This is a genomic window from Shewanella chilikensis (genome assembly GCF_037953065.1).
GTDB lineage: Bacteria > Pseudomonadota > Gammaproteobacteria > Enterobacterales > Shewanellaceae > Shewanella > Shewanella chilikensis.
Genome location: NZ_CP149966.1, coordinates 1,767,417 through 1,786,516, shown reverse-complemented (window position 1 = coordinate 1,786,516; position 19,100 = coordinate 1,767,417). Strand labels below are relative to the sequence as shown.

Here is a 19,100-nt window from a genome sequence, read left to right as displayed (position 1 = left end):
ACACCTTAAGGTAAGCTTATGAAAAGAAAGACTATTAACAATGCAATGGCCCGTCGCCGCAGCCTGGTTAAAACCCGTCACAAACGCATTCTCAACCGTCACAAACTTTTCTTCAGTTTTCTGCAGCAGGCAGATTAAGTTTCCTTGCCTGCTTCAATGCCTTCTGCTCCTGTCTGCGTCGCCTGAAAAAGGCGCTCAACTGTTCGCTGCACTCCTGTTCCATCACCCCGGCACTGACGGCCAACTTGTGATTGAACAGGGGATGACGCACCAGATCCAACACTGAACCAGCCGCGCCAGTTTTAAGATCGGCAGCCCCGTATACCAATCTCCCCACCCTGGCATGCACCATGGCCCCAGCACACATGGCACAAGGCTCCAGCGTCACATAGAGGGTAGTATCCAGCAGACGGTAGTTTTCCAGTTGACCGCCCGCCTGCCTGAGGCAGAGAATTTCCGCGTGGGCACAGGGGTCGTTGGCGGCAATAGGCTGGTTCCAGCCGCAGGCAATAAGCTGGTCATCTTTGACCAGCACGGCCCCTACTGGCACTTCCCCGAGGGCTTCCGCCTTTTGCGCCATCTCCATGGCCAACTGCATCCAATGTAAGTCGCGATTCTCTGTCATTCTATCTGTCCGTCGTCAGTGCGGCGCCAGAGTATAATACGATTCCTGCTATAAGTTTAAGCCTAACCTACTCACCCGTTTGTTGGCCCTATAACGGCAGCATTTTTAGCCAACTCAATGAAACAATAAACATATGGCAGACAATCTCTCTTGAATAAGCAACAAACACCTATCCCTGTCAGATCATGTCCGTATGAATGAACAGCAACCCCGAATTGTTACCACAATAAGGCCGGTACAAAGTAATTAACACCCAAGCAGCAAACTCGTATCCCCTAAAGTTCAAGCCGTTATATAACGGCTTGAACTAAAAGACCTATGATAGTGAGTATCTATTATCATTCAAGGTATTCAGAGACTCAAACTGACACCGACAAAGAAGGCACGGCCTTGCAGTATCATATCGCTGTTGGTGTCTTCCTCGGCCGGTTGTTCGTCGGTAAAGTTGGTTACCCCGGCGCGTAGTTTCAGGTGATCGTTCAGCCGATAACTGCTGCCGATATCGAAGCGGCTGTAGCCATCCTGACGCACGGCACTGCTATCCAGATATGAACCGAAATAGTTACCGGCAACATACAGCTGCCAATCGTCGGTGAGATACCAATCCAGTTGCACATTGGCACTCTGGCGTGGACGCCCCGTGAGTTCATCACCGTCACCTGTCTCGGTATCGAGATAACTGTAGTTTGCCTTGAGGCCGAGATCCGCCGTGATATCCACGCTGGCGGTCAGCTCTACCCCTTGCAAAGTCACCTTGGATTCGTTGTAGTAAGTACGGCTTGGGCTGGAGCCATCCCAAGCCGAAACAGTGATCAGATCTTCCACCTTGTTATGGAACAAGGTTGCAGACAGCTCATAGGAAGGCTGACTCCACAAGGCTGCCAACTCATAGTTGACACTGGTTTCGGGCTCAAGATCTGCATTGCCCACTACAGTACAAGCGCCGCGGCAACTGACTGAAGAGAAAGTCGGAGATGATTCAAACAGTGCCGGAGCCCTGAATGCCGTGCCGACACCACCTTTGAGCACCAATGCATCCGAAGCACGGTAAACCAGATACGCCCTGGGGCTGAAATGGCTGCCGTACTTTTCGTTGTCTTCGTAGCGGCCGCCGAGGGTCAGGGTGAAATCATCCAGGAAATCGAACTGATCCTGAATAAACAGCGAGTATTGTTCAACACTGTCACCACCGGTAAGTGGATATTGCACAGGATCGTCGACTTCAGTTTCAAAGTACTCGGCGCCGACTGTCCAGTCCTGCTGCCACAGGTTAAAGAAGGCTGAGCCTCTGAAGGTAGTGTTTTTCTCTTCGATGTCGCGTCCCAAAGGGGGCTGCAGCGAATAGCGGCTGTTGTAGTCGTAGATATCCGACTTTTCCAGGTTGGCCAAAAGCTCGGTGCCACCCCAGCTCCACTCGCCTCTGTGAGTCAGAGCAAAGGTGTTGCGCTCTATCTTCTGCTCGCGCTTTGAATTGGCAGCAAAGGTGGTCAAGGGCACCTTGTCATTATCGTATTGATAATCCAAGTCCAGCGATTGATTGTCTGCCAGCTGCCAGGTGAGCGAGCCATAGAGCTTGCGAGTCTTGCGCTCTTCTATGGTGTCCTGATCCGGGGTCAGTTCGGGCATCAGCCAGGCGTCCTGCTCGGCCACCTCTGCGGTGAACATCAGCCCCAGATTATCTGTGAGTTTGCCCGAGCCAAACAGGTTGGTACGACTGCGATCGCCACCCTCGCCGTCCTGCATCCAACTGTACTCGCTGTCGAGTACCAGTTGCCAGTCATCATCTGGCGCCTTGGTGATCACGTTGATGACCCCGCCAACCGCATCTGAACCATAGAGAGCCGACATCGGGCCGCGAACAATCTCCACCCGGGAGATGGCGTCGATGGGGATAGCAGTCAAGTCAAAGTTACCGCCGCGCCACAGACCATTGGAAGAAGAAACCCGCTTGCCGTTGATCAACATCAGTACATAGTCTTCATCCATACCACGGATATAGATGCTGTTTCGACCCGAGTCGTTGGTCACCACATTCACGCCGACGCTGTTTCTCAGCACATCCCCCAGATCTTTGACCGGCATCAACTTAATCGCTTCGGCATCGATCACCGAGATTGAGGCAGGCGCAGTGCTGAGTTGCTGATCCTTGGCACTGGCGGTAACGACTATATGCTCCATTTCACCTTCATCTGCCTGGGTATAACCACTGACAGCCATGGCGACCAGGCTCAAGGTAAGCAGTTTGCGGCACTTATCCAGTTTCATTCTATTCCCCCGATTATCGCGGCGACAATTGCGCCTTGTAAGTTATTGCTCTTGAGTAAATCCAGGTAAAGCCCCTGGTTCCATGGCGCGAAAAAGTAGCATAATCTTTACAATATAGGAATGATATTGGTTATCATTTACAATGTAATAATGCGAATGTGAGCCAGGCCACTCAAAAGCCCATCAGGGCTGAATTTCAAGCTGAAAATGTCACCTTTACCGAGTAAAAATTTCCATGAAAAAATCACTGTTTATCCCTCTGACGCTATTGTTAGGTCTGCTGGTAGGCTGCAGCGCCCAAAGCCTGGATAAAGAAGGCGCCGGGAAACAACAGCGACTGACGCTGAACTCCAACATATTGGGAGAATCGCGGGAAGTATTACTGCGCCTTCCCAAACACTGGGATGCCAGGCACAGCAAGAGCTTTGCCCGATATGTAATCCTGGATGCCGAGCAGCAGTTTGAGCATCTTGCGCCCATGCTGGACTATCTGGCTTCCGGGGTTAATCCTGCGATACCTGAAGGCGTCATAGTTGGCATCATCAACCGTAACCGTATTCGGGACTTCACTCCGGTGAAACTGGAAACACTGCCCGGTGGTAGACCCGCAGGGCCGCTTTATCAGCAATCGGGGAATGCCGGCACTTTTCTCGACTTTCTCGACCAGGAACTTAACCCCTGGCTGAATGCCAAGCTTGGGCAGCCTGGCCCTACTGTACTTATCGGTCACTCTTTTGGGGGCTTGTTGACACTGGAGGCGCTGCGCCGACAACAACCTATGTTCAATGCTTACCTAGTGCTGGATGCCAGTCTCTGGTACGACAGCCCGACTTATGCCGATGAGCTCGAACAGGCACTCACTCAGGGCCAGCTAACAGGCAAGCCCCTGTACATGGCGATAAGTAACCAGGCCACCACCCCAGGACTTGGCCGCAATGACTACCACAAACAGCGAAATCTGGCGCTGGCCAAACATCTGTCGGCGCTGCCCTCTCAGCAACTTATATTTCACAGTGAGTTTTTCAGTGACGAAGATCATCACTCCCTGCCTCACATAGGTGTCTATCAAGGTATTCGCTGGCTGATGCGCTCTCACCTGTTGGATATATACGCCGAGAATTTCAGCGTGACTGAAGTGATCAGTCGCTTCAAGCACTTGAGCGAGAGCCAGGGTATTGAAATCAAGCCTCAGTATCATGCACTCAGAGGCTTGCTGCGCCAGACACAAAGACAAAAACTTACTCAACAGCAGCAGATATTGACCCAGCTTATCGAGCATTATTACCCCGGCTCCGCCCTCGAATGACTCATTTGTAATTCAATGGCAACAAAAAAAGCGGCAACCCTGAGGTTGCCGCTTTTTCAAGATTTGAGCTGCCTGGCTGAGGCTTAATCCAAAAATGCTTCTTCGTCTTTCTCTACCGGAAGTGATTCAATCACTTCATCCTGCAGTTGGTAGTAAGCATCTTGGTACTCATGAATTTCCATAACAACTCCAGTCTATTCTGTAGGGTACAGGGCGTATCTTTTTCTTGGATTCCTGTTAAGTTCAGGTTCCGACGACACTTTATGCCCGATTCCGGCTTTTCGGAGCCCTGGGTGTTTCCCCTAAGGCGGCGCCAGTATAACAGGGCTAGAGAAGGAATTACAGAAAACTTTCACTTTCGTTACCACCAACTGCTTAAACCACCTTTAAAGGCTCAAATATCCACCACTTATGTAAGAAGCGCTGAAAGACTTTCAGTTTGATATGCCCCTTAGTTCTGAGGCGAAATTTTTTAAACGCATTGGGTCTAGCAGCGGACGCTGCAACTGCTATTGCTTAAAGGAGGCCTCCCCGGAGCGTAAATCAGCAAGAGGACGACGCCATGAATCATATTGTCGACTTTGAAGCACGAACCCTCGCCACCCTGCTGGCCAGTGGCGATATATTGGGAATGCGCATGTTTATGGAAAGGATGCAGATGCCCTTGGATGTCCAGGACAGGCTACTGCATCAGGCATCCGGCTTGAGCAGTTTTGATGTCGAAGGCATAGCCGCCCTGTTGGAAGAAGGCGGCCAATCCCTGCTCTCTGAACGCCTCGGTTATTGAGTGTCCGAGCCCGGTTCACCCTCATAGCGGTACAGCAACACTTTCAATGCCCTGTCAGGATCCCGGTCTGCAAAGGCAGGTGGGTTATCCAGCTGTTTAACAAACTCAAGTTCTGGCGCGGCGTCACTGACCTGGCTCTGTAAAAACGCTCTGTCAAGCTCAGGCGCGTTGAGACAGAGCAACAACTCGGCCCCCGGGTTCAAGAGTTGCGGCAGATGACGCAGCAATCGCAGGTAGTCTTTGGTTGCCACAAAGCTGCCCTTTTGGTTGCTGGGTGGATCGACTATCAGCAAGTCATAGGGCCCGAGTTTTTTAAGTTTGCCCCAGGATTTGAAAATATCATGCCCCAGAAAGCGGGCGCCGGCAGTAAGCCCATTGAGCAAATGGTTTTGCTTGCCGATGGCGAGCGCCCCTTTACTCATATCCATATTGACCACCTCATCGGCGCCGCCCTTGAGGGCCGCCACCGAAAATGCACAGGTATAGGCAAACAGATTCAGTACTTTCCGCTGAGCACTGTTGGCCATCACCCACTCGCGGCCGTTTCGCATGTCCAGGAACAAACCATGATTCTGGCCCCGTAACAGATGCAATTGATAACGGCAGCCAAGCTCGCTGGCCAGATGTGGCTCGGGTATCTCGCCGGCAATGAGCTCGGTGCGGGTCTGCCCAGCGGCGCGGTATTGATAGACCAGATTCAGGGCCAGCCCCAAGGCTTGCCAGCGTAATTGCAGACGCTCGGTAACCAGCGCCAGTTCTTCCGGCGTCAGTGGTTTAAAGGCGGTCAGCAACACCACAGGTGCAAACCAATCCAGGCATAAGTGCTCGCTGCCTGGATAACGGCCACCACGACCATGAAACAAACGGCCACACTCATCGCCTGGTGTCAGGTCGGTGATGGCTTCCAAAAATAACTGCATGAAATCCTCAACTTCTTATTTCTGCCTTTATTCGGCATCGGCTGCCGCTTCTTTATCGGCATTTTCCCGCACGGCAATACTGGCATCGTCCGAGAGCAAGATTGCCAGCCAACTGCCACTCTGGCTCGATTCCAGCGCTATCTTGACTATCATGGTGAGCGGCACAGACAGCAACATGCCGACCGAGCCCAAGAGCCAGCCCCAGAAGATCAACGACAGGAATACCACCAGAGTGGACAGCCCGAGGCCGCGCCCCATAAATCTGGGTTCTACCAGATTGCCCATCACCATGTTGGTTGCCAGATACAGTGCGGCAACGGCGCCGGCACCCGCTGTGCCCAACTGCACAAAGGCCAGCAGTACAGCCGGAATAGCGGCAATAATAGAGCCGATATTGGGAATATAGTTAAACAAAAAGGCCACTACGCCCCAGAGCAGCGCATAATCCACCCCCATCAGCGCCAGACCGACACCGACAATAACACCGGTTGCCAGGCTGACCAGGGTCTTGATCACCATATATTGGTTCACCGATTGCAAGAAACGCTCAATCTGGGACAAACGCATATCAGGGTCATCCAGCGCCAAATGCACCTTACGCGGCAAAGATTGTGCCTCAAACAGCATAAAGACTATGGTCAGCACTATCAGAAATAGGTTGGCCATCACATTGCCCACGCCGGAAAGCGTATTTGTGGTCAAAGACAAGGCCATGCCGGGGTCCAGATAGGCCAGCACCTTGTCCTTGGAGATGTGGATATTCAGCTCCTTGAGCTTATCCAATATCCAGGCAAATTGCTCCACCAACTGCGATCGGTATTGCGGCAACTGCTGGGAAAACTCGTTGATGGAGCTGCCCACCACAGAAGCCAGCCAGAGCCCAAGCAACAAAATAATCGCCACCAGCACAAATACAGCCAGGGCGCGGGGCACACGATAACGGCTCAAGGCATTGATGGCCGGGCTGCAGATAACCGCAATAAAAGCCGATAACACAAAAGGCACTACTATGGCGCTGGCGGCCTTAATTCCAGCCAGCACTATGACCAGGCAGGCCATGACAGCGAATCCTTTCAGCGCCATGGACGGACGATAGGCTGATGACATAATTGAAACTCCTTGTTGTTCTCTGTCACAATCAGCCGTTGCATCAACAACAAAAAGTAGTGACATGATGAAACCCGAATTAGCTATTATACGCATTAAAAACCTGCGCTTGCGCACTTTTATCGGTATCAAGGAAGAGGAGATCAACAATCGCCAGGATGTGATCATTAATGTCTGCATCCATTACTGTGCCGACAAGGCGCGTAGAAGTGATGATATGGAGCACGCGCTCAATTATCGCACCATTACCAAGGCGATCATTAACCTGGTGGAGGACAACCGCTTCTCCCTGCTGGAGCACCTCACAGGGAAAGTACTGGAAATTGCCAGCGAACATGAATGGGTAGAGTACGCCAGCGTTGAAATCGACAAGCCCCATGCCTTGAGGTATGCCGACTCGGTTTCACTGCAGCTGAGCTACCGTAAACCGGCGTAAGCCAGTCTATACTCTGGAGAAACATTCAATAAGTCAGGGAGAAGGCATGAATATTCTGCTCACAGGTGCAACCGGGTTTATCGGTTCAGAACTGGCGCAGCGGCTGGCAAAACGCCATAGGCTGACTATTTTGAGCCGCAACCCCGCGGCGGCCGAACAAAAGCTGGCGCTGGCACAGACCCGTTACATAGATTCGCTGCAAACACCCGGACTGCTTGAGGAGATAGATGCCATCATCAACCTCGCCGGTGAGCCCATAGTTGCCAAACGCTGGAGCGATGAGCAGAAACAGCGGATCTGCCACAGCCGCTGGGACATCACAGAGCAGTTGGCTACGCTTGTCCGCAACAGCCAAAAGAAACCCCAAGTTTTTCTCAGCGCATCGGCGGTGGGTTTTTACGGGCGTCAGGGGCCGGAGCCCATAGACGAAAACGCCACGCCCCATGATGAGTTCAGTCATAGGATCTGTGCCCAATGGGAGCAAAGAGCCCTGGCGGTTGCCGAACTCACCCGGGTCTGTATCTTTCGCATCGGCATAGTGCTTGGCAAAGATGGCGGCGCCTTGGCCAAGATGTTGCCTGCCTTCAAACTGGGCCTTGGCGGCCCGATTGGCCATGGTCGTCAGGGAATGAGTTGGATCATGCGCGAAGACTTGCTGCGCCTTATTGAATTTCTGCTGGAAAATGAAGCCTGCCGCGGCATATACAATGCCACCGCGCCGCAGCCTGTCAGCAACCGCGACTTCAGCAAGGCTCTCGGCAAAGCGCTGCACCGCCCCGCTTGTCTGCCGGCACCGGCATTGGCACTGCAACTGGCAATGGGTGAGATGTCGACCCTACTGACCGAAGGCCAGTTTGTATTACCGGTTCATGCCCAGGCCGATGGTTTCGAATTCAACTACCCGGAAATCAATCACGCGATGAAAGCCTTATTCAACAAGCGCTAACTAAAACAGATAAAGGGTAAACAGCCTTTGAGTTGACCAACAAAAACGCCCGCTGCAGCAGGCGTTTTTCGTCTTAAGCGGTTAGAAGCTAAGGCTGGTGCTGGCCTTTTGCTTATCATTGTCGGTCACGGTCAAGGTCACTTCATTGGCACGACCGCCAATACGCATGGCAACCGGGCCGTTGAATCTACGCCCATCGTTGAAGCGCCACTGTTGCTTTTTGATATAACCGTCAGGATCATAGCTCTCGGAGATAAACACCTGCAGCAGCCAGAGATCCAGATGACGGATAACCGCCACAGGCTCGGTCGGCTCAGGGGCTATCTCAACGGTTACCTCACGGCTGACACTGTGCTGGGCACCTTTGTCGTCAGTCACGGTCAGAGTGATGAGGTAGACACCGCTTTGCTGGTATTCATGGCTCACTTGCTCGCCAAAGGCTTGAGAGCCATCACCCAGATCCCACTCCAGGCTCACCAACTCACCGTCGCTATCACTCGAAGTGCTAGAAAGCGCCACTGCGGCACCATTTTGCTGCACTGAGAACTCGGCAACCGGTGCCTGATTGGCCGCGGCAAAGTCCAGAGCGATGATCACAGGGTCGTGATCCGATGAGCGGAAGGCATCGTTGCTGTAGAAACTTTGCAGTTGCTCCGGCGTCTTGAACTCAGTGTTATAGTCCAGCACCCTGGGTTCATCAGTATTGATATGCCAATCGGTCACATCACGAACATTGGCCAGCATGGCTTCATTGGCCAGTGCATGATCTAGCTGTCCCGACTCACCGGAGAACACATAGGAGTATGCTGAAGGCTTACCAAGCTCGCCAAACAGCTCGGCGTAACCGGCATTGGCCAGGGTTGTCAGCGGATCTTCCTTGGCGTAGGCGTTGAGATCCCCTATCACCAGCACCTTGTCATCCTGATATTCTGCCTGCAGGAACTGGCCTATCGCCATGGCTGCGCGGGTTCGGGTCAGATTACAGTTACCCTGGCCGTCGTTCATGTCAGGATCGCCCAGCGCATTACAATCACTGCCCTTGGACTTGAGGTGGTTTACCGCCACCACAAAGCTATCCTCACTGTCGTTGACGCTAAACTTCTGGGTCAGCATGGGACGGTTCTTGCCATCGTTGAACAACACCTGACCATTGTCATCCAGCGCCGAATTGCTGCTGTCCAGAATCGCAGCTACCCCTTCCGGGGTGACTCTGTCCTGACGATACAAAATACCGACGCTGATCTCATCGTTGCCAATACGATTAACCTGTGGCGCCAGATAGCGATAGCTGTCAGTGCCAATGGCGTCGTTGAGACCGCGGGCCAGATCGGCAATTGCCGAGTTACTGCCGAAACCATCGTTCTCGATTTCCATCAAACCGAAGACATCGGCGTTAATGGTTTTCATCGCCGCGATTATCTTGGCTCGTTGGCGCTCAAACTCATCTTGAGTATCGGCGCCACGGGACGTGGGGAAACCGCCGCCCTGGCCATCGCCGTTGAAATAGTTGAGCACGTTGAAACTGGCAACTGTCAAGGCATCGAGACGATTCAACTCAGGCTCGGATGCTCTGGGATTGGCGGCAACAAAGTTGACGGTATCGACCGGCATCAAACGGTAAATGCCAAAACCGTAATGCATCACCGCGGTGAGGTTTGTGACAGTATCACCGACTCTGAGCGGGTTAGCGGCGCTCAGACCCGGGGCCGGATAGATAACAGGATCCGGGTTTTGTGCCGTCAGGCCATCGTCAAGCACTATGGAATCCAGGGCATTGGCTGCCGTGACCGCCAAGGCATCGGCGCCGGGATTGGCCACCTGAGTACCGATAAAGTGACGGCTAGAACCCAGCAACACCTCACCATAACGGCCAAGGTTGTAGACTTCGTTTACCGTAAGATGTTGCTCAAAGCTAACCAACATGCCTTCGAAGGCTTCAAGTGCACTGCTGTCATTGACCGGCAGGCTCACTCTGGCTGCACTCGGCAGAGGCTGTGATGTGGTACACAAGGCCTTGGCACTGACATTGGTCAGTTCAGTCAGGCCTTGATATTCAGTGACCTGAGCCCGCACTCGAATTCGGTCGCCGGCTTGATAGCCACTGGCGCTATTGCCTGTGTACAGGAACACCCCTTCCGAGGTCAAAGGATCGGCATCCGCCTCGGCATCGGCCATCTGCAGGAACAATCCCTTGAGACCCGCTTCCTGGTTGCTGGTGACTATTGCTTCCACTTCCAGGATTTCACCGGCCAATGGACTGGCCTCACCGCTACCCTGCAACGCATGAATGGGTGTAGCCGCATCGCCGCAAACCAAGGTGCCATTACCGGGATCTGTCGGTTCACCCGGCTCGCCGGCATTACCGCCAAAGGCCCCCAGGTCGTCGATATTATCGATGGCGAAACCATCCCAACCGCTGAGGTCAACCGCATCGAAGGGGTCGAGATCCGCACTCAAGTTGTCCAGCTTACGCCTTATAGTATTGTTTTGAGTGGAAACATCACCGCTGCCCCACTCGGAGCCGGGATCCACCCCAACCTGGCCCAGGCTGTCGACCACCTCACCATTACGGCTCAGCACCAGGGCATCATCACCGTTGAAGAAACTGGCGCTGCTGGTTTGCTGCGCCAATGCCAGGATTGCAGCGTCGGCATCATTGTCGGCCAATACATGAGTGCCACCGGCGGCCAGCATGCCGCTCAGGGCAATGCTGCTGCCTGCGCTGCTACTGCCATTGAAGAAGATATCCAGTTGATACTGGCTGAGATCGACAGCTTGGCTGCCGGCGTTAAAAAGTTCGATGGCCTTGTTATTGCCTGAACCTTCAACATACTCGGAAATGATCACTTGCTCGCTCGCCTGAGCCTGGGCAGCAATACTGCCCACGGCCAGGGCAAGCAGACTTGCCTTGGTTAACATATTGACCCCTGAAATATATCCTGATTATAGTGATTTTCTTATTTATCAATAAGTAATGTTATTTCCACATCTCCGCATCCGGAGAAGCAGCCACTATAAAGGCCACAAGTTACAGCCAGGTTGCAATATGTAAAATATTTATCAAACTTTAGTGTTAGTTAATTAGTCTTATCAATGAGTTAGCTTGGAGTAAAAAGTAAAAAATCCTAAGTCACTCTAGTGGTCTAATGAACACAGCCTTACCACTCTTAGGTTCAAAGAGGCTTAAGTTGACTGTCACGCAAGCCCACCAACATCAGCTCCCCGTCAGCGCCCAATCTCAGCTCGCCATAACGCCCCTGGCTGAAATGCTCGGCCTGGCCCTCTTCAAAGAAAAAAGCCTGGCTCGCCAGTTGCACTTCTCCCTGACGGACTTTAAACGGCAAGCGTCTTTGCTGCTGCAACAAAGGAGCCTCTGGATCACTCTCCAACGCCACAAAAGCGGCGCGCTGCTGCTCGTCGAGACTCACTCTGAGCCAGCCCTGCATATTGTCCTGAAACTGCCCTTTTGCGCGCAGCTCATTGGCCAGTTGCCGGGCCAATTTATAGTCGAGTTGCATATAATCCCCCTGCATCAGCGAGCGGGGATCCACCGGGGCCAGCTCAAGCAAAATGGGCTCACCGTGCTGCCAGAGTTGCTCTTTCTGCCACACGGAAATGTTGATTACCAGCAAACAAAGCAGCCCCCATATGAGGCACAACCCCATGATTTTTGGCGTCAATTTGGGTTTCATTACTGCTCTCCTCCATTCTGCGCCGCCAGCCACTCAGGCCTGTCACTCAAAGGCTTGAGCGCAAACCAGAGCAGTAGCAGACTCACGCCAAGCAGCATCAGCAGCAAGGATTTTTCCAACAAGGTTTGCTGCAACGAGTAATAGTAATAACCGCAGTAGACCGGCATCGCCAAGACCCCGAGCCAGAGCAGCAAGCGCTCGGCCAGCACAAAGCCGAAAACCGCGACCAACGCACCAGCGATAAGCCCGGGGATCCACCAACACCAAACCAAGGCCGACAGCAGTCCCAGTAGCAACAGCATCTGCGAACGCCCATCCAATTGATGCCGGATTGCGTTCATTCGACTGCCGAAAAGACGCCAAAGTTGCCACAGCAGCAAAGCTTCAAGTAACCATTGCGCGCCTTGCAACATAGCAAGGCTCATGCCGGAACTCTTTAACTCCCAGACGCCTTCCAGCCAAACCAATTGCGGCGTCTGACAAAAGAGCAGCGCCAAGGTCATGGCCATGGCAAGGGAGCGCCAGCGAAGCGGCGCTTTGCCCCAGTCGGCCTCATGGCGCCAGAGCAGCACAAAGCCCAGTAGCAGTGCCGGCGTCACCAAGGGTAATAGTGCCAGAGTCTGCAGCAGTGCAATCAAGGCCAATAATGCCAGCAGCGCACAACTGGACCGGGTCAAATAAGCTGGCAGCAGATACCAGTGAAGCGAGGCCGCCAGAGCCAGCATCAACCACCAGCGCCAGGAAGCCACCTCAAACAGCAGCTCATCAAAGGCGATGCCATAGAGCACCAAGGCGGCCACGGCAAAGCTCAAGGCAAACTGAGAGATAAACAGTCCACTTTGACCTCGGCTCAAACCAAAGGCCACTGCAGATGCCGCCAGCGCCAGGCTCAGCAGCAACCCAGGCTGAATATCGTCCAACAATAACGCCAGGCTGGTGCCGATGAAACCCAGCAAACAGATCCCGGCTAACCAGCCAAACAGGATAAGCATCGCCTTGAGATACCAGGGACTTTGTAACTCTGGTATCTCTTGTGTCACATCCCCCGAGACAATGCCTGCCTGCTGCAGCCGTTGCCAGAAAAGGCTGCCCGCATTAGGGACGATTTGCTCATCCTCACTGGGCTCTGTGTCGGCTGTCGTATCTTTGTGTTTTTGGGTCTGTTGCTCTGGTGCAGCGGCCAGATAGTCAGCCTGCAAGCGCTTTAGCAGCAAGGCGGCGATTGAGGCACTGAGCAGCACACAAAGCGTCATCAGGGCAAACAACAGTACCACGGCATCACCATCAAGTACTTCAGACAGCAAGCGCAGCAACCAGAGATCAAACAGCGCTGCCGTGCCGAAAAGCCCGAGCGCCATGCCGTAGAGTTTACGCCTTGTGTGATAGCCTCGTATCAGCGCTGCGGCAACAACCCCGTAGAGAACCACAGCAATAAACTGCTGTGCGCTCAAGGAGTCGAACAGCGTCCAACAACTCGCCAACAACAAAAAGCCCCAACTCAGCAGCCCGCTTGTTACCTCGCTGAGGGGGATGCCGTGCTTGTCTGTCAGCGCAAAACGAAGCAGGCATTGATGCAGCAGCCAATTAAGCGCAAACAGTGACCAAGGGATAGCGAGCCTGTCATCCCCCAGCAAGCTAAACAGGTCTGCAAACGGCAATGAGGTTATCTGCAGTAACAAGCACAGGGCCAGGTTCAACAGCAAGATAAGCAGCAGATAACCGGCTTCCAGTTTCAAAAACACCACCCAGGGCAAAATAAGCAGTGCCCACACGGCAAACAACTGCCAGTTGTCAGCCCCTTGCTGATAGCTCTGGCCGATAAAGGCCAGCAAGACGCCGACAAACACACAGGCCGCAAACAGGAGCCAGGGCAAAGCGCCTTGTGCCTTGTCGGCAAGGGGTGGCTTTAACCGTCGGCTCAACGCAAAGGCCAACAACAAACAGCCCAGCAAGCCGGTTTCCAATAACGCCAACTTGCCCATGCGCGGCAAAGCAGCCCAGTTGTAGGCAAAAAAGCAGATAAGCGCCGAAACAAAACAGAGCGCAGCGCTACCCAACAGCAGAGGGTTGAAAAAGCTCAGGCTCTGCTTGGCCCCGGCTGATGGCAGTAATCCCAAGGCGTTGCGCCACGCAGCCCCCGAGACAAGTTGTTGCGAATGCCATAGATAGAGTTGCTGCTTGACCTGGGCTCTGTGTTGTTGCAATGCATCCATGAAATGACCTGCCCGCTTTCCTTGAATGAATTAAGTTCCTATATTTAATCACAAGATCAAACAGATGAGCAGAGTTGTAGGCAGGGCCTGTGTGCCGACAGTTTCTCTTCAAAGAAACATCGACACAATGACAATAAAGCGCCTGTCTAACCCTTGCCGCTTTTGCAGAACACACGCCAAAGCCGCTGACAGAGGCGAAAGAAACCTCTGTCAGTCCCGTTGCAAGGCAATAATAGGATCCAGTTTGGCCGCCTTCTGCGCCGGATAGAGGCCAAAGCCGACCCCAATACTCATACAAACCCCGAGTGCCAGCAGTATCGCAAAGGGAGACCAAGCCACAGGCCAACCGGCCGCAGTTGATATAAGCAGCGCCAGTCCCAGCCCTACGACTATGCCAAACAGACCGCCGGTAGCCGAAATAGCGATACTTTCAATCAAAAACTGCCTGGCGATATCCTTGCGCCTGGCCCCCAGCGCCCGCAGCAAACCTATCTCGGCGGTGCGTTCCAAAATGGTGGCCAGCATAATGTTCATAATGCCAATCCCGCCCACCAGAAGTGAGATCCCGGCGACACAGGCCATGACGATATTGAAGATCTGTTGAGTCTTCTGATGTTGGGCCAGAAGGTCGGCCGGCACCACTATGTCATAATCCTTCTCACCGCCATGACGGCGCTGCAACAGATGATTCAGGCTCTTGGCCGCCAGCGAAGGCTCAACCTCTTCCCTGAGCGACAGCTTAATCATGTCCAGCTCATCTTCAAGCGCCTTGAATTGCATCTTTTTCAGGGCGCTCGACAGCGGAATAAACACCTGATTGCGCTCGCCCCCAAGCTTGACGCCCTGGATTTTGGACTTACCGCGATTGGCATCGGCCAGGATACCCACCACGGTAAACCATTGATGGTTAATCTTGATGTTCTTGCCAAGGGCATCGCCCTTGGGAAACAGGCTGCGGGCCGCCTCTGGCCCCAACACGGCAACCTGGCGAAAGTAAACCTCATCCTGCTCGGTAAAAATCTGCCCTTCACTGAGCTTGAGCGACGTCAGCCCAAAATAGCTGGGAGTCACTCCCATCACACTGGCATCGCTGCGCCCTTCGGCAGAAAACAGGCTGAAAGCCTTTACTTCCTTGGCGGCGCCCCAATCCTGAATAAAAGGCAAGGTGTCTCTGGCACTGTCGATATCACGCAGGCTCAAACCAACACTGTGTTCACGAATCGATTTCAGCGCCTCGCCGTCATTGCTGCGGCTGTTGACCACCAGATTGCGAACCCCCATGGATTCAATCATCTTCAAGGCTTCACGCTCGGCACCCTCACCGACGCTGAGCATGGCTATAACTGCGCCGACACCGAATATCATCCCCAGCAACGTCAAGGCTGTACGCAGTTTGTGGTGGCGCATCTCATCGAACGCCTGGGCAAATCCTTGCCATAGCCCCATTACCGAACTCATAGCTGACTCCTCTTGGGTGGGGTTGTCAGGGCGATTACGTCACCGGGATTGAGCCCGGCGGTAATTTCGGTGCGGTTAAGGGACCTGTGCCCCGGAGTCACATCCCGGCGCACAAAGCCGCTGCCCTGCTTGAGAAACACCCAGTAGCGGCCGTCTTTTTGAAACAGAGCCTGATTGGGCACAGTCAATACATCATTGAGATCCAGCACCTGTACCTTGGCATTCACTTGTCTTCCCGGCTGCATAATGGCCGGCAGAGTTTGATCCAGGCTGATGGTGAACTGGAAATAGTTCACCGGGCTGTCTCTGTCTTTGGGCTTGGCCAGCGCATCGACCTGAGTCACTGTGCCGCTAAAAGGCCGCTCAGGATAGGCATCCAGAGTCACTGTGGCTTGCTTGCCGATGGCGAGCCCCACAGCTTCCGATTCAAGCACATAGACCCTTGCCTGCATCACGGAAGTATCCGGCAATATACCTATGGGGAATCCGGACCAGATCATGTCGCCCACCACGGGAAAGGCGCCATCCCAGCCAGCCTGATAGACAAACAGCCCATCGTGCGGTGCGATAATCTCCATCTGTGACAGATTGCCCTGATACCTGTCCATCTTGGCCTGATGGCCTTTCTGTTTCAGCTTGATAAGCGCCTGCTCGGCATCGGCCTGCGCCTGGTGCTGAGTGCTGCCCCACTGGAAATAATCCAGCTTGGCATCCAAATATTCCTTGTTGCGCATCTGATCTATGATGTCGATTTTGGTGTAGACCCGCTCATCTTCACTGAAAAAGCGCTCGGCCAACTGCCGCTCATTACCTGTAACCTTGCTTCCCAGAGTCAAACTCTGGCTCAAGGTGAGATCTTTCTCCGTCTGGATCTGTGCATCCTGAGCCAGGCGCTCAAAGTCGAAGGCTTCCATCTGCAAGCGAAACGACTCACGGGTATCATCGAGCCTGGCCACCACATCACCGGCCTTGACCTGGGTAAAGTTGTTCTGGATCCAGGCCAGGGACTGAGGCCCACGTAACCCCGTGGGCACCACAACGGGAGTGGACTGCGCCGCTTCCAGCTCACCGCTGGCGGGGATATTGACCTGAAACTCGCCGCGGCTGACTGTCATGGTGAGCACACCATCGTTGCCGCTCGGTTGGCAGCCACTCAAGGCCAAAGCTATCAAGGCCTGCGTTATCAAGGCCAGAGCGATTAGCGAATGATTCTTCATGGCAGCAATACCTCATCACCCACCTGCAAGCCGGAGAGTATTTCAACCTGATCGCCCCCCATGGCACCAACCCGCACCGACTGTTTGCGAGCCCCCAAGAGCCCGTCCAGCAGCACATAAGGATGACCGGCCTCGTAATGCACCGCATCCTGAGCCACCAGAGTCCGCTGGCTGTCATCGGCAATTTCTATGCTGATCTTGGCGGTCATTCCCGGGCGCATCAGCTCGGTATCCGGCTCGTCTATGCTGGCAACCGCATCGAACACCACCAGAGGAACCTCCTGGCTTTTGTTACGAAAAACCGCGCCCAACTCTTTGATTTTCCCTGTAAAGACTTTATCAGGATTGGCATCCAGACGGATCTTGAGTTGCTGGCCCAGTTTGACTCTGCGGGCTTCTACCTCAGGGATCGCCATATTGACCTGCATGCTGTCGAGATCTGGAATGGATAACACCACATCACCGGCAAACACAGATTGACCCTCCTTGAGCTTGTTGCCCTGAGGATCGTTGCCATAGACCACCATACCGGCACGGGGCGCCACCAAGGTCATCGAGGCGATACCCTTTTTCAGCGCCGCCACTTCGGCGGCGAACTTCTGCCGGTCTCCGTCGAGCATGGCTTCCCGTTGCCGGGCGCTCTCGGCCTCAAGCACCAGTTGCTGCTGCACCAGAGCCACCTTGTCACGGGCGATCACCGCGTCACGCTGGTACTTTTCTTTATCCAACGCCGCCACTGTGTCATCAGAGAGGGCAAACTTACGCTCGGCCTTGTCCAACTCCATTTTGGCCTCCGCCAGTTGCAACTTAAGCTCTTCCATCTTCTTGGCATTACGCAGCTTGGAGGTCTGCAAGTCCTGCACCGTAGCCTCAAGCTCGGCCGATTTGACCGACAGCCTTTGGGTCAGTTCCGAGGTATCCAGCTGAGCCACCATCTCGCCGCTTTCCACCTCGCTGCCTTCCGGCGCCAGCTGCTTGACCTGGTATTGCCAGATGCGCCGCATCACAGGCGGCATTAAAGATACGGTATCGGCCGCCACCAGCTCACCGGTGACTTCTATTTTTTGACTCAGGGGACCTTGCACCACCTGAGTGCTCACCCCATCACTGCAGGCGCTCAGCGCAAGCAGTGCCAGCCAGGCTAAACTAAAGCGCTTCATGTTTGCCTCCGGTTTCCACCAGCACACTCATGCCGGGGATCATGGCGATATCCTCAGGCGCCTTGAAACGGATCCCGACTTCAAACCAGTTACTGCGGCCCCAGGCCGGTAGATTGATGGCCTGGCGACCGATACTGGCAATTTGTCCGGGAAAGGCGCGCTCAATTTCCGCATCCAGACGCATGGTCACGGCTTGCCCGGATTTCAGGCGATCTACATCCACCTCATTGACCCAGGCGATCACCTCCAGATCCTCCATAGCAGGTACTGTGGCGATTTGTCGCCCCACTTGCACCGTATCCCCCACCTCGAATTTTTTATTGCTCCAAGGCTCACGCCCAAGCAGCAAGGGGCCGGCAATTTCGGCTTTCAGCTCCAGGCTGTCCAAGTCCTTGAAGGCCTGGGCCAGCTCGAGCGCCGCCTTTTCCTTGTCAATCTTCAGCTGTGCCAGAGTCGCCTTCTCGGTATCCAGAGCTTCGGCCAGTGCTTGCTTGGCCTTGGTCACCTCGGCGTTTATCTGCAACAGCTTGAACTGATTGTCGGCGTACTCCTTGGCAGCAATAAAATCCGCCGGCACGGCCGCTACCAGTTGCGCCTTTTCCTGCTCCAGTAACTGCTTTTTCAGCTCAAATCTGGCTTGCAATACCTTGGACTTGAGCTCTATGGACTGGCTCTGCTCCTGCGCCGACACCCTGAGCATGCTGGCTTCCAACTGTTCTATCTGATTGGCTACCTGACTCTTGTCAAACACCACCACCACTTGCCCGGGAGAGACCAAAGAGCCCTCGGGTAACATCCACTGAATTTGATAGCGCCAGGCATCACCAGCCTTGGGGACGCTGAAAGTCTGCGACTTGGCGGAACTGACTTTACCAGTCAGTAGCAGCTGCGCGGCGGGCTGCGACTTGGAATCCGCCACCTTGACCCCTGGCGCCCCGAATGAAGAAGAGGGTGATCCGGCTGCCGCC

At 54.0% G+C, this 19,100-nt stretch carries 15 protein-coding genes; 4 read left to right on the top strand and 11 right to left on the bottom strand.

Annotation, left to right across the window (positions count from 1 at the left end):
• Positions 1–112: 112 nt before the first annotated feature.
• The gene (tadA, locus tag WKR14_RS08240; RefSeq protein ID WP_226564911.1) at positions 113–625 is read right to left on the bottom strand and encodes a tRNA adenosine(34) deaminase TadA; all 513 of its coding nucleotides are present in this window, start codon (positions 623–625) and stop codon (positions 113–115) included.
• Positions 626–976: 351 nt separating this feature from the next.
• The gene (locus WKR14_RS08235; RefSeq protein WP_101053005.1) at positions 977–2,890 is read right to left on the bottom strand and encodes a TonB-dependent receptor domain-containing protein; all 1,914 of its coding nucleotides are present in this window, start codon (positions 2,888–2,890) and stop codon (positions 977–979) included.
• Positions 2,891–3,125: 235 nt separating this feature from the next.
• On the opposite strand from WKR14_RS08235, the gene WKR14_RS08230 reads away from it, so the two are divergent.
• Both WKR14_RS08230 and WKR14_RS08225 read left to right on the top strand, forming a co-directional pair.
• The gene (locus tag WKR14_RS08230) at positions 3,126–4,196 is read left to right on the top strand and encodes an alpha/beta hydrolase (RefSeq protein WP_224868190.1); all 1,071 of its coding nucleotides are present in this window, start codon (positions 3,126–3,128) and stop codon (positions 4,194–4,196) included.
• A gap of 562 nt (positions 4,197–4,758) precedes the next feature.
• On the top strand, positions 4,759–4,983 hold the full coding sequence (locus tag WKR14_RS08225; protein WP_208136886.1) for a hypothetical protein: 225 nt from the start codon (positions 4,759–4,761) through the stop codon (positions 4,981–4,983).
• On the opposite strand, the gene WKR14_RS08220 is transcribed toward WKR14_RS08225, so the two are convergent.
• Entirely contained in the window at positions 4,977–5,903 is a 927-nt protein-coding gene (locus tag WKR14_RS08220) for a class I SAM-dependent methyltransferase (RefSeq protein ID WP_093983276.1), read from the bottom strand. The two genes, WKR14_RS08225 and WKR14_RS08220, sit on opposite strands and share 7 nt — an antisense overlap.
• Positions 5,904–5,930: 27 nt before the next feature.
• Positions 5,931–7,010 (bottom strand): AI-2E family transporter, encoded by a 1,080-nt coding sequence (locus tag WKR14_RS08215; RefSeq protein ID WP_165564895.1) that lies wholly within the window; start codon positions 7,008–7,010, stop codon positions 5,931–5,933.
• Positions 7,011–7,077: 67 nt separating this feature from the next.
• Between WKR14_RS08215 and folX the strand changes: the two genes are divergently transcribed.
• Both folX and WKR14_RS08205 read left to right on the top strand, forming a co-directional pair.
• Positions 7,078–7,446, top strand: a complete 369-nt coding sequence (gene folX / locus WKR14_RS08210) for a dihydroneopterin triphosphate 2'-epimerase (protein WP_096141612.1) — start codon at positions 7,078–7,080, stop codon at positions 7,444–7,446.
• A gap of 46 nt (positions 7,447–7,492) precedes the next feature.
• A complete protein-coding gene (locus WKR14_RS08205; RefSeq protein WP_224868188.1) occupies positions 7,493–8,392 on the top strand; it encodes a TIGR01777 family oxidoreductase in 900 nt (299 codons plus the stop codon).
• A gap of 81 nt (positions 8,393–8,473) precedes the next feature.
• Here WKR14_RS08205 and WKR14_RS08200 read toward each other — a convergent pair whose 3' ends face one another.
• The 7 genes from WKR14_RS08200 to WKR14_RS08170 form a co-directional block, all read right to left on the bottom strand.
• Positions 8,474–11,311: an ExeM/NucH family extracellular endonuclease gene (locus WKR14_RS08200; RefSeq protein ID WP_339087613.1), complete on the bottom strand. Its 2,838-nt coding sequence runs from the start codon at positions 11,309–11,311 to the stop codon at positions 8,474–8,476.
• 254 nt (positions 11,312–11,565) lie between these two features.
• The gene (locus WKR14_RS08195; protein ID WP_198552036.1) at positions 11,566–12,084 is read right to left on the bottom strand and encodes a GDYXXLXY domain-containing protein; all 519 of its coding nucleotides are present in this window, start codon (positions 12,082–12,084) and stop codon (positions 11,566–11,568) included.
• Positions 12,084–14,297, bottom strand: coding sequence for a DUF4401 domain-containing protein (locus tag WKR14_RS08190; RefSeq protein WP_339087612.1), 2,214 nt, complete (start codon positions 14,295–14,297; stop codon positions 12,084–12,086). Before WKR14_RS08190 ends, WKR14_RS08195 begins: the two co-directional genes overlap by 1 nt.
• A gap of 210 nt (positions 14,298–14,507) precedes the next feature.
• Positions 14,508–15,755 (bottom strand): ABC transporter permease, encoded by a 1,248-nt coding sequence (locus WKR14_RS08185; protein ID WP_224868256.1) that lies wholly within the window; start codon positions 15,753–15,755, stop codon positions 14,508–14,510.
• On the bottom strand, positions 15,752–16,972 hold the full coding sequence (locus WKR14_RS08180) for an efflux RND transporter periplasmic adaptor subunit (RefSeq protein WP_335921178.1): 1,221 nt from the start codon (positions 16,970–16,972) through the stop codon (positions 15,752–15,754). Before WKR14_RS08180 ends, WKR14_RS08185 begins: the two co-directional genes overlap by 4 nt.
• Positions 16,969–18,132 carry an efflux RND transporter periplasmic adaptor subunit gene (locus WKR14_RS08175; RefSeq protein WP_028780452.1) on the bottom strand — a complete coding sequence of 388 codons (1,164 nt, stop codon included), beginning with the start codon at positions 18,130–18,132 and terminating at the stop codon, positions 16,969–16,971. The genes WKR14_RS08180 and WKR14_RS08175 overlap by 4 nt, the downstream gene beginning before the upstream one ends.
• Positions 18,119–19,051 (bottom strand): HlyD family secretion protein, encoded by a 933-nt coding sequence (locus WKR14_RS08170; protein ID WP_224868260.1) that lies wholly within the window; start codon positions 19,049–19,051, stop codon positions 18,119–18,121. Before WKR14_RS08170 ends, WKR14_RS08175 begins: the two co-directional genes overlap by 14 nt.
• Positions 19,052–19,100 lie beyond the last annotated feature (49 nt).